Here is a 16,719-nt window from a genome sequence, read left to right as displayed (position 1 = left end):
GAATGGGAACGGATCCAGGCTGCTGTCAAGGTCGACCGCCAGCCAGCCCGCTCCGGGAGAGAGAAGCTGGCTGGCGACGGTACCTGTCACTCCTGCCGGGCGAACGCCTCGTCGGACTGCCAGCCACCGCCAAGCGCGGCAATCAGCTGGACGCTCGCGACCAACCGCCCCTGCAGCACGTTGAGCACGCTGCGCTCGTTGCTCAATGCCGTGGTCTGCACGTTCACCACATCCAAATAGCCAATCAAGCCTGCACGATACTGGTTCTCGGTCAGTCGCAACGACTCACGCGCGGCATCCAGCGCCTCTTGACGCACCACCGCTTCGTCGGCGTAGACCTTGAGCTGCACCAGGTAGTTCTCGACTTCCTTGAAGCTGTCGAGCACCGTCTGCCGATACTGCGCCACCGTCTGGTCATAGACCGCCACGGTGCGATCCACCTCGGCGCTACGTTTGCCAGCATCGAAAAGGGTCATGGCCAGCGATGGCCCCACCGACCAGTAACGGTTGGGCAGCTCGATCCAGTTGCTGAAACTGCTGCTGGAATAACCGCCGCTCATGCTCAGGGACAAGTCGGGGAAGTATGCCGCGCGAGACACGCCGATGTTGGCGTTGGCAGCCATTACATTGCGCTCGGCCGACGCGATGTCGGGACGACGTTCGAGCAATTGCGACGGCAATGTTACCGGAATGTCCGGCAACGCCGGTATCGACTGGTTATCAGCCAGGCTGAATTCGGCCGGGGCCTTGCCCATCAGCACCGCAATGGCGTTCTCGAACTGGGCGCGCTGCCACACCAGGTCGATCAGGTCGGCCTGGGTGCTCTTGAGCTGGGTCCGGGCCTGGGCCACCGCATCGGGCCCGGCGACGCCCGCTCGGTACTGGTTTTCGGTCATCCGCAGCGACCGCTGGTAGGCGGCCACCGTGGCCTCCAGCAAGCGCTTCTGCTCGTCGATGACCCGCAGTTGCAGGTAGTTCTGCACCAGCTCCGACTGCTGGCTCAGGCGAATGGCCGCCAGATCGGCAAGACTGGCTTCAGCGCTCGCCTCATTGGCATTGAGCGTTTCACGCAACTTGCCCCACAGGTCGATCTCCCAGCTCACCCCCAGCTGCGCGTTGTAGGTGTTGCGGATGCCGCTGCTGTTGTTGGACAAGCTCGAACTGCTGCTACCGGTGCCCTGGGCCGAGCGGTTCTTGCTGGTGGTCAGGTCCAGGCTGGGGAACAGCGAGGCACGGCTGCTGCGCACCAGCGCCTGGGCCTGACGATACTGGGCTTCGGACTGGGCGACGGTCTGATTGCTGCGATTGAGCTCCTCGACCAGCGCGTTGAGCCCGGCATCGCCGTAGATCTCCCACCACGCCCCACGGTCAATGGCATCGGACGGCTTGGCCTGGGTCCAACCTTCGGCCTGCTTGAACTGGACCGGGGTGCTCATCTGGGGACGATGGTAGTCGGGGCTCAGGGTACAGGCACTCAGCAGCGCCACGCACAGCCCCGCGCCGACCAGGCGCGAGCCACGCCCACGTGTCAGTAACTGCAGGGCACGGTGAAGAGGTGTCTGGGCAAAGTTCATAGCGGGGTTTCCAGGGCGGCGTCGGTGCGCACGCCACGCCAACGGTTGAATCGGTGACGCAAACGGTCGAGGTACAGGTATACCACCGGCGTCGTGTAGAGGGTCAGGACCTGGCTGACCACCAGGCCGCCAATGATGGTCAGGCCCAGGGGCTGGCGCATTTCAGCGCCTTCGGCGCGGCTGAGCAGCAATGGCAAGGCCCCCAGAATAGCCGCCAGAGTGGTCATCAGGATCGGTCGCAAGCGCAACAGGCAGGCCTGTCGAATCGACTCCTCCGGCGTGAAGCCCTGGTGACGCTCAAGCTGCAAGGCCAGGTCGATCATGAGGATGGCGTTCTTCTTTACCACCCCAATCAGCAGGAACAGTCCCAGCAGCGAAATCAGACTGAACTCGCCACCGGTGGCGTAAAGCGCGAGCAAGGCTCCAACCCCAGCCGAAGGCAGGGTCGAAAGGATGGTCAACGGGTGAATGTAGCTTTCATACAGAATGCCCAGCACCAGGTACACCAGCACCAGGGCGCCGAGGATCATCAGTGGCTGGCCTTCCTGAGTTTTGGCAAAAGCATCGGCAGTACCGCCGAGCTTGGCGATCACCTCTTCAGGCAGGCCAACCTTGGCCACCGCCCGCTCCACCGCGCTCATGGCCTGGTCGGGGCTGTAGCCTTCGGCGACGTCGAACGCGATGTCTTCGGAGGCGAACTGCCCCTCGTGGCTGACCCGGTCGTTGGCCAGGCTGTTCTCGTAACGGGCGATGGTTGACAGTGGTACCCGGGCACCGTCGGCGGTGATGACCTGGACCTGCTCGAGCGTGGTCGGGTCCCAGGCGTATTTCGGGTTGATCTCCAACACCACCTGGTACTGGTTGAGGCTGTCGTAGATGGTGGAGATCTGCCGCTGGCTGTAGGCGTTGTTGAGCACGGTGGTAACCATGTCCATGTCGATGCCCAGGCGCTTGGCCTGGTCACGATCGACCACCAGGGTCACTTGCTGGGTACCCGAGCCGTCACGGGCGTCGATGGCGGTCAGCTCCGGCAGCGCACGCAAGGCGGCGACCACTTTCGGGAACCATTCGCGCAGCGCCGCCAGGTCGCCGCTCTGCAAGGTGTAGAGGTACTGCGACGAAGTCTGGTCGCGACCACCGCCGCCCAACTGCAGGTCCTGGTCGGCCATCAGGAACAGTCGCCCACCCGGCACCCTGGGCATTTCCTTGCGCAAGCGTTCGATGACCCGCTGAGCGTTGATCTTTCGTTCGCCGATCGGTTTTAGACGCACCAGCACCATGGCATTGTTGGTACCGCTGTTGCCGCCGATGAAGCCGGCGACACTCTGTACCGCCGGATCGGCCAGCAAGGCGCGTCGGTAGATTTCCATCTTCGGCTGCATCACGCTGAACGACAGGCCGTCGTCACCGCGAATGAAGCCGATCAGCTGGCCGGTATCCTGCTGCGGCATCAGGGTCTTGGGCACCACCACGTACAAGGCGATGTTGACCCCGATGGTCAGCAACAGGCTGATCAGGGTCAGTCGCTTGTGGCGCAGGGCCCAGCCCAGGCTGCGATCGTAGGCATCGACCATACCCTGGTGGAGCTGGTCGCTCCAGCGTTGCAGGCGAGTCTGCTCGCGGTGCTGCGCCTTGAGCCAGCGGGCGCAGAGCATCGGCGTCAGGGTCAGGGAAACCACCAGCGAGACGATGATTGCCGCCGCGAGCGTGACCGAGAACTCCAGGAACAGGCTGCGCACGATACCGCCCATGAACAGGATCGAGACGAACACCGCCACCAGCGAGACGTTCATCGACAGCAAGGTGAACCCCACCTCCTTGGCGCCGAGGAACGCAGCGCGCATCGGAGGTTCGCCGCCCTCGATATGCCGGGAGATGTTCTCCAGCACCACGATCGCGTCATCCACCACCAGACCGGTGGCCAGGATCAGCGCCATCAGCGACAGGTTGTTGAGCGAGAAGCCGCAGAGGTACATGACCGCGAAGGTGCCCACCAGCGACACCGGCACCGCCAGGCTAGGAATCAGCGAAGCACGCAGGTTGCCGAGGAACAGGTAGACCACCAGGATCACCAGCACCACGGCGATCAGCAGGGTATGTTCGGCCTCCTTCAAGGTGGCCTTGATCACCGGCGAGCGGTCCATGGCCACGTTCAGCTTGACGCTGGCCGGCAACAGCGACTCCAACGCCGGGAGCTGTGCCTTGATCTGGTCGACGGTTTCGATAATGTTGGCACCGCTCTGGCGATTGACCACCAGCAACACCGCGCTCTGGTCGTTGAAGAAACCGCTGTTGTAGCGGTTCTCCACCCCGTCGGTGATGGTAGCCACGTCGGACAGGCGCAGGATCGTGCCATTTTCCTGCCGGATCACGATCGGCGCGTAGTCCTCGGCTTTTTCCAGCTGGTCGTTGGCACGCACCTGCCAGTTGCGATCGGCATCCTCGACAAAACCCATGGGCCGCCGCTGGTTGGCATTGGCCACCGCTGTGCGCACTTCGTCCAGCGACAGGCTGTACTGGTTGAGCAGTTGCGGCTCCACCGCGATACGCACTGCCGGCAACGAGCTACCGCCGATCTGCACCTCGCCTACCCCACTCACCTGGGCCAGGCTCTGGGACAGGATGGTGTCGGCAAGATCGTACAGCTGGCCTTTCTGCAGCACATCCGACGTCAACGACAGCACCATGATCGGCGCCTGGGACGGGTTGATCTTCTTGTAGGTGGGCATGCTGCGCATGCCACTGGGCAGCAGGTTGCGAGTGGCATTGATCGCCGCCTGCACCTCGCGCGCCGCGCCATCGATGTCACGGCCCTGTTCGAAACCGATGATCACCCGGGTCGAGCCCTGGTTCGAACTACTGGTCAGGGTGGTGACGCCGGCGATGGTGCCCAGCTTGCGCTCCAGCGGCGTGGCGACCGTGGCCGCCATGACTTCGGGGCTGGCACCGGACAGGTTGGCCTGTACCACGATCACCGGGAAGTCGATCTGCGGCAACGGTGCCACAGGCAACAGGCCGAAACTGACGCCACCGAGCAACATGATCGCCAGGCTCAGCAGCATGGTCGCCACGGGGCGACGGATGAAAGGTCCGGACAGGTTCATGCCTCGGCCTGCTTCACGTCAGCGACCGGACGCCAGCGGCGCGCCAGGCGGTCGAAGTACAGGTAGATGACCGGCGTGGTGAACAGCGTCAGCACCTGGCTGACCAGCAGCCCGCCGACCATCACCAGGCCCAGGGGTTGTCGCAGCTCGGCACCGGAACCGGTCGCCAGCATCAACGGCACGGCGCCGAACAGCGCCGCCAGGGTGGTCATCAGGATTGGCCGGAAGCGCAGCAGCGCCGCCTGGTAGATCGCGTCACGCGGTGCCATGCCCTGGTTGCGCTCGGCTTCGAGGGCGAAGTCGATCATCATGATCGCGTTCTTCTTGACGATGCCGATGAGCAAGATGATGCCGATGATGGCGATCATACCCAGGTCGTTGCCGCTCAGGATCAGCGCCAGCAAGGCACCGACGGCTGCCGATGGCAGGGTCGAGAGGATGGTTATCGGGTGGATGTAACTCTCGTAGAGCACGCCCAGCACGATGTACATGGTCACCACGGCGGCCAGGATCAGCAGCAAGGTGCTCGACAGCGAGGCCTGGAAAGCTTCGGCGGCGCCCTGGAAGCGGGTCTGCACGCCAATCGGCATGCCGATCTCCTGCTGCACCTGCTCGATCACCTTCACTGCCTCGCCCAGGGACGCGCCATGGGCCAGGTTGAACGACATCATCACCGCCGGGAACTGGCCAATGTGCGAAATGGCCAGCTGGGCCTGGCGCTGCTCGATGCGCGCCAGTGCCGACAGCCGCACCTGGCCACCGTCTGAAGCCTTGACGTGGATCGACTCCAGGGCCTGTGGGCCAATGCTCGCCGCGGTCTGGGACTGCAGCACCACACGGTACTGGCTGGCCTGGGTATAGATGGTCGAGATCTGCCGCTGACCGAAGGCGTCATACAGGGCATTGGTGATTTGCGACACGTTGATGCCAAGGCGGCTGGCCATGTCGCGGTCGATCACCAGGTACACCTGCAGGCCTTTGTCCTGCAGGTCGCTGGCCACGTCCTGAAGTTCGGGACGCTGCTGCAGAGCCTGGACCAGCTTGCCGCTCCATTGCGCCAGCAACTCGGCGTCGGGCGACGACAAGCTGAACTGGTACTGGGTGCGGCTGACCCTGTCTTCGATGCTCAGGTCTTGCACCGGCTGCATGAACAGGCGAATGCCCACCAGTTTGTCGAGCTGCGGTTGCAGGCGCTCGATGACTTGCGCAGCAGTCACATCGCGATCGCCGTGGGGCTTGAGGTTGATCAGCAGACGGCCGCTATTGAGCGTGGCATTGTCGCCGTCCACGCCTATGTAGGATGACAGGCTTTGCACCGCAGGGTCTTGCAGGATCACTTTGCTCAAGGCCTGCTGGCGTTCGCTCATGGCGGCGAACGAAGTCGATTGCGGAGCTTCGGAAATACCCTGGATCACGCCGGTGTCCTGGGCCGGAAAGAAGCCCTTGGGCACTGCCAGGTACAACACCACCGTCAGTGCCAGGCTCGCCACCGCCACCAGCAGGGTCAGCGGCTGGTGCCGGAGCACCCATTGCAGGCCACGACCATAGTGCGCGATCAGCCAGTCGATCCAGGCGCCGCTGGCGCGATAGAAGCGGCCCTGCGCTTCAGGCTTGGGCTCACGCTTGAGCAAGCGCGCGCACATCATTGGGGTCAGGGTCAGCGACACCACCAGCGAGATCAGGATCGCCACCGCGAGGGTAATGGCGAATTCACGGAACAGCCGGCCGACCACATCGGCCATGAACAACAGCGGGATCAGCACCGCGATCAGCGAGAAGGTCAGGGAAACCAGGGTGAAGCCGATCTGCCGGGCGCCCTTGAGCGCCGCCTGCATGGGGGGTTCGCCTTCCTCGATATGACGGGAGATGTTCTCCAGCATGACGATGGCGTCGTCCACCACGAAGCCAGTGGCGATGGTCAGGGCCATCAGTGTCAGGTTGTTGATCGAAAAACCGGCCAGGTACATCACGCCGAAGGTACCGATCAGCGACAGCGGCACGGCGATCGAAGGAATGAGGGTTGCACTGACGCGACGCAGGAACACGAACGTGACCATGACCACCAGGACAATGGCGATAAGCAGCTCGTGCTGCACGTCCTTGACCGCTGCGCGGATGGTCTGGGTGCGGTCGGTCAGCACTGAAACGTCCAGGCCGGCAGGCAGGTTGTCGGTGATCGTTGGCAGCATCTGCTTGATCCGGTCGACCACTTCGATGACGTTGGCGCCCGGCTGGCGCTGGATGTTCAGCAGCACGGCCTGGTTCTCGTTGGCCCAGGCGGCCAGGCGCTCGTTCTCGGCGCCGTCGACGATCTCGGCGACATCCTTGAGGCGCAGTGGCGCACCGTTGTTGTACGCCAGGATCAGGTTGGCGTACTCCTCGGGCGAGCGCAGTTGGTCGTTGGCATCGAGCATCGACACCCGGGTCGGGCCATCGAAGTTGCCCTTGGGTTGGTTGACGTTGGACGCGCCGATCAAGGTGCGCACGTCTTCGAGATTAAGGCCGTTGGCAGCCAGGGCGTCGACGTTGACCTTGATACGTACCGCCTGGCGCTGGCCGCCGGCGATGCTGACCATGCCCACGCCGCTGATCTGGGCGATTTTCTGCGCCACGCGGGTATCCACCAGGTCGTTGAGCTTGGGCAACGGCATGGTCTTGGAGGCAATGGCCAGGGTCAGCACCGGGGTGTCCGCGGGGTTGACCTTGTTGTACACCGGCGGTGCAGGCAGGTCGCTGGGCAGCAGGTTGTTGGCGGCGTTGATCGCGGCCTGCACCTGTTGCTCGGCAACGTCCATGTTCATGTCCAGGCTGAAGCGCAGGGTCAGCACCGAAGCCCCACCCGAGCTGGTCGAGGCCATCTGGGTAAGGCCTGGCATCTGGCCGAACTGGCGCTCCAGCGGTGCGGTGACCGCGCTGGTCATGACCTGAGGGCTGGCACCGGGATACAGGGTCATGACCCGGATGGTCGGGTAATCGACCTGGGGCAAGGCCGAGACCGGCAGCAGTTTGTAGGCAATCAGGCCGGCCAGGACGATGGCCAGCATGCTCAGCGTGGTTGCGACCGGGCGCAGGATGAACAGGCGCGAGAGGTTCATGCGCCCGCCTTGCCTGCTTCACCCGCCTGGGCCGAACCTTTGGCATCCTGGCCCTGCAGGTGCTGACCGGGCGTGGTGGGGACCTGCGAGCTGTCTTCCACCACCTCCACCTGGGTGCCTTCTCGCAGGCGGTCGGTACCTTCGAGCACCAGTCGGTCGCCTGCGGCCAGGCCTTCGAGGATCACGCTGTGCTCGCCGTCGCTGGCGCCGACCTTCAGCTTGCGGATGTTGACTTTGTTATCGGCATTGACGACGTAGGCGAAGGTGCCATCGTTTCCGAACTGGATGGCCGCTGCAGGGGCAAGCACCACCTGTTTGAGGGTGTCGGCCAGCAGGCGCACGTTGACGAACTGGTTGGGGAACAAGGCTTGGTCCTTGTTCTCGAAACGGCCTTTGAACTTGAGGGTTCCAGTGGTGGTATCAATCTGGTTGTCCAGGCTGCCCAGCACGCCAGTCGATTGCAGCTTGCTGTCGCTGCGGTCCCAGGCCTCGACGGGCAGGCTGGCGCCACTGCGGTAGCGCTCGAGCACCCTGCTCAGTTCGGTTTCCGGCAAGGTGAACGTGACACTGATCGGTTCGGTCTGGGTGATGACCACCAGGGCCGTGGTGTCATTGGCGGCGACCAGGTTGCCCAGGTCGAGCTGGCGCAGGCCTACACGGCCGCTGATCGGCGCACGAATCTGGGTGAAATCGAGGTTCAAACGGGCATCGTTGACCTGCGCCTGGTTGGTCTTGACCAAGCCCTGGAACTGCGCGACCTGGGCTTCGGCGGTATCCAGGGTCTGCTTGGCGATGCTGTCTTCGGCGTACAAACCTTTGTAACGCGCCAGGTCGACCTGGGCGTTCTTCAGTTGCGCCTGGTTTTGCGCCAGGGTGCCTTCAGCCTGCTGCAAGGCGATGCGGTAGCTGCGCGGGTCGATTTCAGCGAGCAGGTCACCGGCCTTGACCTGCTGGCCTTCCTTGAAGTGGATCTTCACCAGTTCGCCTGCAACCCGGCTACGCACATTGACCGTGTTGGTCGCCGTTACCGTGCCGAGGGCTTTGTAGTAGAGCGGGAAGTCGCCAACCCGCACCGGTTCGACCCGCACCGGCACCGGGTCGGTGGATGCACCGAAGCCTGGGCGCCCCTTGCCCATTCCCATGCCCATGCGACCACCACCGGCCTCTTTATGTGCCGGCGTTGCAGGCCACAACCACCAGGCCAGCAGGGCCACCAGCAGCAGGATCAGCAGGCCAACGAGCCAGCGACGGGGGGAACGGGAGACAGAAGCTTGCATGGATTGAACGAACCTTGTTCAGAAAAGGACGGCTTGGAAAGTTTGAACGATAAGCACTGGCTTCGTTTTAGCAAAGGCCCTTTACCAGAGGTTTACCTTCGGCTGACGTTGCCAAGATGCTGAACTTTAAATGAAAACGGCCCGGAACGCGTTCCGGGCCGTTTACAGGGTATTGCTTGAAGCCCTAGTACCGGGCGCCTGCAAGCACTGCGATGTCAGGTGCCGGCGACAGGGCCGGAGCAGGCCACAACGGCCTGCCCCCACGCAGCGTTTACTTCAGAACCGCCAGCGCCGCCGCGTAGTTCGGCTCGTCAGCGATTTCGCCAACCAGCTCGCTGTGCAGCACGTTGTCATTTTCGTCCAGCACTACCACGGCGCGGGCGGCCAGGCCAGCCAGCGGGCCATCGGCGATGGCTACGCCATAGTTCTCCAGGAACTCGCGGCCGCGCAGGGTCGACAGGTTCTTCACGTTTTCCAGGCCTTCGGCACCACAGAAACGCGCCTGGGCGAATGGCAGGTCGGCGGAGATGCACAGCACCACGGTGTTGGCGACGTCGTTGGCCTGGGCGTTGAACTTACGCACGGAGGTGGCGCAGGTTGGCGTGTCGACGCTTGGGAAGATGTTCAGCACCTTACGCTTGCCGGCGAAGTCCTTCAGCGAGGTGTCGGCCAGATTGCCAGCGACCAGCGAGAAAGCGGGAGCCTGGGCACCGACTTTTGGCAGCTCGCCGTTCACCTGAACCGGGTTGCCTTTGAGAGTCACTTGAGCCATGGGCAGAAATCCTTATGCGGGGTTTGAAAAGGACACTGAGTTAAGCATGAAGGCAGCCGGGTGCCTATGGGTGGCGGAGAAATTGTTTTATTGCCGGACAATTCTTGTGGACAAAAAAATGTCCGGATGGCCACAGACCATCCGGACATTTTTAGTTTTGGCGGTGGATTAGCCCAGCAGGCCGTAGACCACCGAGGTCAGTGCGACCAGGCCGACCACAACGACGAAGACGTTGGACAGCGCCCCGCTGTACTTGCGCATCGACGGCACGCGACGGATGGCGTACATCGGCATCAGGAACAGCAGTACCGCGATGATCGGGCCGCCCAGCGACTCGATCATGCCGAGGATGCTCGGGTTGAGCGTGGCGACGATCCAGCACACCACCAGCATCAGCGCGGCGACCACGCGATCCAGGGTCTTGGCGCCGGGGCGCAGGCCAGCCTTGGCGATGATGCCCTTGAGGCCTTCGCTGGCACCGATGTAGTGCCCCAGGAACGACTTGGCGATGGCGATGAAGGCGATCAGCGGCGCGGCAAAGGCGATGGTCGGGTTGCTGAAGTGGTTGGCCAGGTACGAGAGGATCGACAAGTTCTGCGCCTTGGCTTCGGCCAGCTGGGCGCTGCTAAGGGTCAGCACGCAGCTGAAGACGAAGAACAGCACCATGGCCACCATCAGCAGGTGGGCACGGGCCAGGATCTGGCCGCTGCGCTCGTCGGCGTGCTCACCGTAGCGACGCTTCTGGTCCACCGCGAACGCGGAAATGATGGGCGAGTGGTTGAACGAGAACACCATCACCGGAATCGCCAGCCACACGGTGTGCAGGAAGGCCGAACCGGACGGCACCTGGTTGGCACTGTCCAGGATACCGCCGGTCCAGTGCGGCACCAGGTAAAGGCCCAGCAGCGCCAGGGCGACGATGAACGGATAGACCAGCAGGCTCATGACCTTGACCGTGGCCTGCTCACCGCAACGGACGATGGCCAGCAGGCCGAGGATCAGCACGAACGAGAGGATCGCGCGTGGCGGCGGGGTCATGTGCAACTGGTGCTCCATGAAGCTGCTCACCGTGTTGGTCAACGCCACGCTGTAGATAAGCAGGATCGGAAAGATGGCGAAGAAGTAAAGCACGGTGATCAGGGCACCGGCTTTGAGCCCGAAATGCTCTTCCACCACTTCGGTGATATCGCCACCGTTGCGCCCCGACAGCACGAAACGGGTCAGGCCACGGTGGGCGAAATACGTCATGGGGAACGCCAACGCGGCGAGGATCAGCAACGGCCAGAAACCGCCGAGGCCTGCGTTGATCGGCAGGAACAGGGTTCCAGCGCCGATGGCTGTGCCGAACAGGCCCAGCATCCAGGTGGTGTCGTGACGCGACCAGCTGCCGAGGGTGGCGGGGGTCGATTCTGCAAAGCGTTGTTCAACGCTTGGGGCCTGCTCATTCATTCCGGGTGAAGCTCCACTCGCAAGACTGCAACAGGCTGAGAATGGCGAAATAGACGTTTCGCCCAACTCAACCGGAAAAGAGGGGCGCGATTGTGCCTGCAAAGGTTGCACTTGGGGAAGCCCCGTCCGAGGGACGGTTGCACCTCAGAGTAACGCATCCTCAGCAGCTCTTACGTCATACATCCATCAACACCGCTTACGTGAAAGCTCAAGACCTTGTACGTCCCTGAGCAATCTGGCCTTATCGGCCACAATATTAAACGCCTTAATATTCTCATCATGCGCCCTCCTTAAAGCGCGCCCATTTCCCGCAGGAGTTTCTATTGGCGACAACGAATTCTCAAGTTTTCTTCGTGCGCTTATTATCATGCCATAATGAGAACTAAACATTCCTCTCGGCTCAGGCGAGGGCTGACTTCCGTCCGCCATTAGCAAGTAAGCGCGTTTGGCATTTTGAATGGAACGATAATCGACGAGCGCCGAGATCTCTCCGAATGAAGCCGCATCCAGCTCAGCTGAACGTGTATTTTTCAACTCGTTTTTGAACGCAGGGGATAATTTGGCAACCTTGACCTTTCTATTAAAATATCTAAGCATTTTAGTGTCAAACACTTCAAAATCTGCCTGAGCTTTCACTCGCTTAAAAGTCAGAGCGCCATGCCAGCTCCGCCCCGATGAGTCAATTCGATTTATAGGGTCGCCGCCGCAGTAGCAATAAGAATTGATGCCACCCTCCCCGAAAGGACTAGCATCATCACTGAATAAAAATCGCATTAATCCTGGGCTATAAGCTCGATAGCCATTACCAAGAAAATGACAGAGCGTGATCGGATCTTGAGGATACCCACAAAAACCCAAAAGTTCAGAACTGACGTTTGCGCAGTAACCATAGCAATTGTAAACGCGCCTATCTGGTACCGTTTTCATATCCACTCCTCAGAAAGTAGATATGTATACCAGCGCAAGATCAAGGTAGAAACTATCAGTTTTACTAGGTTGGAAGGCAGTCAGAAATTACCCTGTGCAGCATTTGTGCAGACTGAGTGATCGGTATGACCGCGCCAAGATTCACCGATGAAACCGCCCTCAATAGAATTTTGAAGGCGGCTTATGCTTCGATTCTTTACTGAACAGCAGCGAACGCTTCGGCAACCCGTTGCAGGTTGGCCGGGCGCAGGCCCGACATGCACACACGGCCGCTGTCGATCAGGTACACCCCGAACTCGTCACGCAGGCGACGCACCTGCTCGACGCTGAAGCCGGTGTAGCTGAACATGCCGCGCTGGCGCAGGAAGAACTGGAAGTCCTGGCCCGGCAGCAATACCGCCAAGGCGTCCACCAGGGCCTGACGCATGTCGAGGATGCGCTTGCGCATGACTTCGACTTCCGCGACCCACTGGGCGTTGAGGGCCGGGTCGCCGAGCACGCCGGCCACCAACTGGGCACCGAAGTTGGGCGGGCTGGAGTAGTTGCGGCGCACGGTGGCCTTGAGCTGGCCGAGCACGCTCTGGGTGGTGGCTTCGTCGTCGCAGACCACCGACAGCCCCCCTACCCGCTCGCCATACAGCGAGAAGATCTTCGAGAACGAGTTGCTGACCAAGCACGGCACGCCGGCGCGGGCCATTTCACGGATGGCGTAGGCGTCTTCCACCAGGCCCTCGCCGAAGCCCTGGTAAGCGATGTCGAGGAACGGAATCAGGTTGCGCGCCTTGACCACTTCCACCACCTGTTGCCACTGGTTCTGCTCCAGGTCGGCACCCGTAGGGTTGTGGCAGCATGGGTGCAGCAGGACGATGCTGTTTTCCGGCAGGGTCTGCAGGGTGGCGAGCATGCCGGCGAAGTCCACGCCACGGGTGGCCTGGTCGAAGTACGGATAGGTGTGGACCTTGAAACCGGCACCTTCGAAGATGGCACGGTGGTTATCCCAGGTCGGGTTGCTGACCCAGACTTCGGAGCCTGGGAAGTAGCGTTTGAGGAAGTCGGCACCGACTTTCAGCGCGCCGGAACCACCGACGGTCTGCACGGTGGCCACACGCTTGCCGGTGACGGCCGGGTGGTCAGCACCGAACAGCAGCGCCTGGATGGCCTGACGGTAGCTGGCCAGGCCTTCCATCGGCAGGTACAGCGAGGCTTCGTGGTCCTGGCCCGCGATGCGTTTTTCCACCGCATCCACAGCCGCCAATTGCGGCACCACGCCGGCCTCATCGTAGTACAGGCCGATACTCAGGTTGACCTTATCGGCGCGTGGGTCGGCCTTGAAGGTCTCCATCAACGAGAGGATCGGGTCGCCGGCATAGGCATCGACATGTTTGAACACAGCGTGCAGCTCCTTGGATCAGGACAGTTCGGAAAGGCTGCCCTGAGGATACCCGGAGTCGGGGCCAAGAAACATCACCTATCGTGCAAGGTTGTCTATGCAAGATTGCATGACGGGAGCGTTTTCTTCGCCCTTTGGATCGAACGCCACCTGCGCGGTGATGGCGAGCAAGGTTCGCCCCTGTCCCGCCATGCCTGTGCGACACGACCAGGTAGGAGCGAGCCTTGCTCGCGACGAAGCAACCTTGGCCTCGAACCCGCTCAGCCAATCATTCCCTGAAGGGACTCCCACTCACACTGCGTCAACGCCACCCCTTGCTCATCGGCCATTTCTCGCTCGCGGTAGCGGCGCTCGCCAGGCATGCGCGTCAACCCCACGGCCTGCATCTGCTCGACCAGCTCACGGCTGCGCTGGGCAAACCGTTCGCCTTCGGCCTTGCTGGGGTCGATGACGATGATCAACTGCCCGGTCCATGGGGTCTTGGCCCCAGGGTGCTTGGACCAATCGAACTCCCAGGAAAAGTTACCTCCGGTCAGGGCCGCCGCCAGCAGCTCGACCATCATCGACAGTGCCGAGCCCTTGTGTCCACCGAACGGCAACAACGCCCCGCCCTCGAGCATGGCCTTCGGGTCGGTGGTTGGCTGCCCATTGGCATCGACCCCCATGCCTTCAGGCAACTGTTGGCCGGCACGGGCGGCGATTTGCACATCGCCGTGGGCCATGGCGCTGGTGGCCATGTCGAAGACGATGGGGTCATGGTCGGCGCACGGAGCAGCGAAGGCGATGGGGTTAGTACCGAACAACGGCTTGCGTGCGCCATGGGGCACCACACAGGTCATGCTGTTGACCACGCTCAGTGCAACCAGGCCTTCCTCGGCGAACGGCTCGACATCCGGCCACAGGGCCGCGAAATGGTGCGAGTTGTGGATTGCCAACACGGCGATTCCGGCACTGCGGGCCTTTTTCACCAGCAGCGCACGTGCGGCTGCCAAGGCGGGCTGGGCAAAACCGCCCGCCGCATCCACCTGGACATAACCGGAGGCGACATCGGTGACCTGCGGTGTTGCGCGGCCATCGACCCAGCCGCTGGCCAGTGTCGAGACATACCCCGGAATACGGAACACCCCGTGGCTATGGGCGCCGTCGCGCTGGGCGCTGGCACAATTGTGGGCCAGCACTTCGGCCACTGCCTCACTGCAACCGTGGCGCTGGAAAATCGCTTGCAACAGCGCCTGCAACTCGGCGAAAGGCACACGCACGACGGGGCTGGTGGAGGGTGCGGACATCTGAAGCTCCTTATTGGATTTGGAGTGGCTACAGCGTTGGCAACGACAAAAACTTTCCTGCAAGTGACAGCTACCTGTCAAATGTTGACTTGATGACAGAAAACATCCATTTTCTTTTCCACGCCTCACCGGGAGCCACAGCATGAGCCAACCGATCAAGCAACGCCTGGAAAACAGCCTGCAAGGGGCCGCTGCCTCAGGCCGCAAGATCGCCACGTACATGCTCGCCAATCTGCACGAACTGCCATTCCAGACTTCGGCCAGCATCGCTGCCAAGCTGGGTGTCAGCGAATCCAGTGTCGGCCGTTTCTGCCGCGCCCTCGGTTACCCTCACCTCAAAGCGCTCAAGCAAGATCTGCAAAGCGACCTGGGCGACGGCCCCTGGCTGGTGGGTGATCGTCTGCAAGAATACCGCCAGAACCATGACCCCAGCGATATCTCTGGCAGCCTGGAGCTGGAAATGGCCGCCTTGGTACGGGTCCACGAGTATCGTCAGACCGACGCCTGGCACCAGGTCGCCCAGCGCCTGGCGCAGAAACCACGGGTATTCATCGCCGGCTTCCAGACCGAGCGCGGCGTCGCCCTGTGCATGACCCACCTGCTGCAATACCTACGCGATGGCGTGCAACAGGTCGATGGCAGCGCCGGGCACTTCGGCGAAGTGCTGCTCGGGCCCGCCGAACAGAGCGCCCTGGTGGTGTTCGAGGCCCGCCGTTATTCACGCCACGCCCTGCTGCTGTGCCAGAAGGCACGGGCCGCCGGCATACCCGTCACCCTGGTGACCGATACCTTCTGCGACTGGGCAGATGCCCACGCCGACGAAGTGTTCCGCGTACCTACCGAGTTCAATCTGTTCTGGGAATCTACTGCCCCCATGCTGTCGTGGGTGCACCTGATGGTCAACGAGGTCTGCAAGAAGCTCGGACCGGATGTTGAAAGACGCTTGGAAGCAACTGCCGCTCTACATAACGAGTTCGTCGGCTACACCTCGTGGCCGTCGGGCAAACAACAATAGCAAGAGTGCAAGAGGTGCGAGATGAACAAGACCATGGCTATGGTGGGTGCGTGTGCCCTGCTGCTGGCGGGTGCTGCCAGTGCCGAAACCGTGCGCTTCGCCACCGAGGGCGGCTACCCGCCCTTCAACTATGTCGACGCCGATAACAAGCTGCACGGTTTCGACATCGACATTACCTACGCCTTGTGCGAACAGATGAAAGTCGAGTGCACCCTGGTGGCACAAGACTGGGAAGGCATCATTCCGGCGTTGATGGCGCGCAAGTACGATGCCGTGGTCGCCTCGATGATCGACACCGAAGAGCGCCGCAAAAAGATCGCCTTCACCGACCACTACTACCGTACGCCGCTGGCCGTCGCCGTGGCCAAGGACAGCAAGATCGACGACGCCCAGACCACGTTCGAAGGTTACACCGTGGGCGCCCAGTCCTCCTCCACCCAGGCGATCTACGCCGAGGACGTTTACGCCAAGGCCGGCGCCGAGGTGAAGCTCTATCCAACCATGGACGAGGCCAACGCCGACCTGGCAGCCGGCCGCCTGGACGGGGTGATCGCCGACAAGTTCCCGCTGCAGGAGTGGGTCAACAAAAATGGCAAGGATTGCTGCAAGATCCTCGGTGATGTGGCCGGGACCAAGGCCGACGCCGCCATCGCGGTGCGCAAGGACGACGATGCGCTTCGCCAGCGATTGAATACCGCCCTGGCCGAGATCGTCGCCAACGGCACTTATCAGAAGATCGCCAGCAAGTACTTCGACTTCGACATCTACAACTGACCTGCTGCCCTGTGGGAGCGGGTTTGCCCGCGAATGCGCCCGACCGGGCGACAGGT

General features: G+C 62.1%; 11 protein-coding genes. 2 read left to right on the top strand and 9 right to left on the bottom strand.

The genetic code is table 11. The annotated features are described in order from the left end of the window. Positions 1 to 86: 86 nt before the first annotated feature. The 9 genes from P3R38_RS11355 to P3R38_RS11315 all read right to left on the bottom strand — a co-directional run bounded on the left by P3R38_RS11355 (position 87) and on the right by P3R38_RS11315 (position 14,874). The gene (locus P3R38_RS11355; RefSeq protein ID WP_023380350.1) at positions 87 to 1,574 is read right to left on the bottom strand and encodes an efflux transporter outer membrane subunit; all 1,488 of its coding nucleotides are present in this window, start codon (positions 1,572 to 1,574) and stop codon (positions 87 to 89) included. Continuing rightward, positions 1,571 to 4,678, bottom strand: a complete 3,108-nt coding sequence (locus P3R38_RS11350; protein WP_277687146.1) for an efflux RND transporter permease subunit — start codon at positions 4,676 to 4,678, stop codon at positions 1,571 to 1,573. Before P3R38_RS11350 ends, P3R38_RS11355 begins: the two co-directional genes overlap by 4 nt. Then, positions 4,675 to 7,773, bottom strand: a complete 3,099-nt coding sequence (locus P3R38_RS11345; RefSeq protein ID WP_027907606.1) for an MdtB/MuxB family multidrug efflux RND transporter permease subunit — start codon at positions 7,771 to 7,773, stop codon at positions 4,675 to 4,677. Before P3R38_RS11345 ends, P3R38_RS11350 begins: the two co-directional genes overlap by 4 nt. Beyond that, positions 7,770 to 9,050: an MdtA/MuxA family multidrug efflux RND transporter periplasmic adaptor subunit gene (locus P3R38_RS11340; RefSeq protein ID WP_023380347.1), complete on the bottom strand. Its 1,281-nt coding sequence runs from the start codon at positions 9,048 to 9,050 to the stop codon at positions 7,770 to 7,772. Before P3R38_RS11340 ends, P3R38_RS11345 begins: the two co-directional genes overlap by 4 nt. A gap of 271 nt (positions 9,051 to 9,321) precedes the next feature. Then, a complete protein-coding gene (gene tpx / locus P3R38_RS11335) occupies positions 9,322 to 9,822 on the bottom strand; it encodes a thiol peroxidase (protein ID WP_023380346.1) in 501 nt (166 codons plus the stop codon). A gap of 168 nt (positions 9,823 to 9,990) precedes the next feature. Next, positions 9,991 to 11,271: a serine/threonine transporter gene (locus P3R38_RS11330; protein ID WP_023380345.1), complete on the bottom strand. Its 1,281-nt coding sequence runs from the start codon at positions 11,269 to 11,271 to the stop codon at positions 9,991 to 9,993. Positions 11,272 to 11,457: 186 nt separating this feature from the next. Continuing rightward, positions 11,458 to 12,198, bottom strand: a complete 741-nt coding sequence (locus P3R38_RS25110) for an RHS repeat-associated core domain-containing protein (RefSeq protein ID WP_023380344.1) — start codon at positions 12,196 to 12,198, stop codon at positions 11,458 to 11,460. Positions 12,199 to 12,394: 196 nt separating this feature from the next. Next, the gene (locus tag P3R38_RS11320) at positions 12,395 to 13,588 is read right to left on the bottom strand and encodes an amino acid aminotransferase (RefSeq protein WP_277687145.1); all 1,194 of its coding nucleotides are present in this window, start codon (positions 13,586 to 13,588) and stop codon (positions 12,395 to 12,397) included. 260 nt (positions 13,589 to 13,848) lie between these two features. Continuing rightward, entirely contained in the window at positions 13,849 to 14,874 is a 1,026-nt protein-coding gene (locus P3R38_RS11315; RefSeq protein WP_277687144.1) for an Ldh family oxidoreductase, read from the bottom strand. A 142-nt stretch (positions 14,875 to 15,016) separates the two neighbouring features. Between P3R38_RS11315 and P3R38_RS11310 the strand changes: the two genes are divergently transcribed. Together P3R38_RS11310 and P3R38_RS11305 are read left to right on the top strand one after the other, a co-directional pair. Beyond that, positions 15,017 to 15,889 (top strand): MurR/RpiR family transcriptional regulator, encoded by an 873-nt coding sequence (locus P3R38_RS11310; RefSeq protein ID WP_023380341.1) that lies wholly within the window; start codon positions 15,017 to 15,019, stop codon positions 15,887 to 15,889. A gap of 21 nt (positions 15,890 to 15,910) precedes the next feature. Then, positions 15,911 to 16,663, top strand: coding sequence for a transporter substrate-binding domain-containing protein (locus P3R38_RS11305; RefSeq protein ID WP_023380340.1), 753 nt, complete (start codon positions 15,911 to 15,913; stop codon positions 16,661 to 16,663). Positions 16,664 to 16,719: the final 56 nt, after the last annotated feature.

This window comes from Pseudomonas sp. NyZ480 (assembly GCF_029537255.1).
Classification (GTDB): Bacteria; Pseudomonadota; Gammaproteobacteria; order Pseudomonadales; family Pseudomonadaceae; genus Aquipseudomonas; species Aquipseudomonas taiwanensis.
This window is presented reverse-complemented; position numbering and strand designations above follow the sequence as displayed.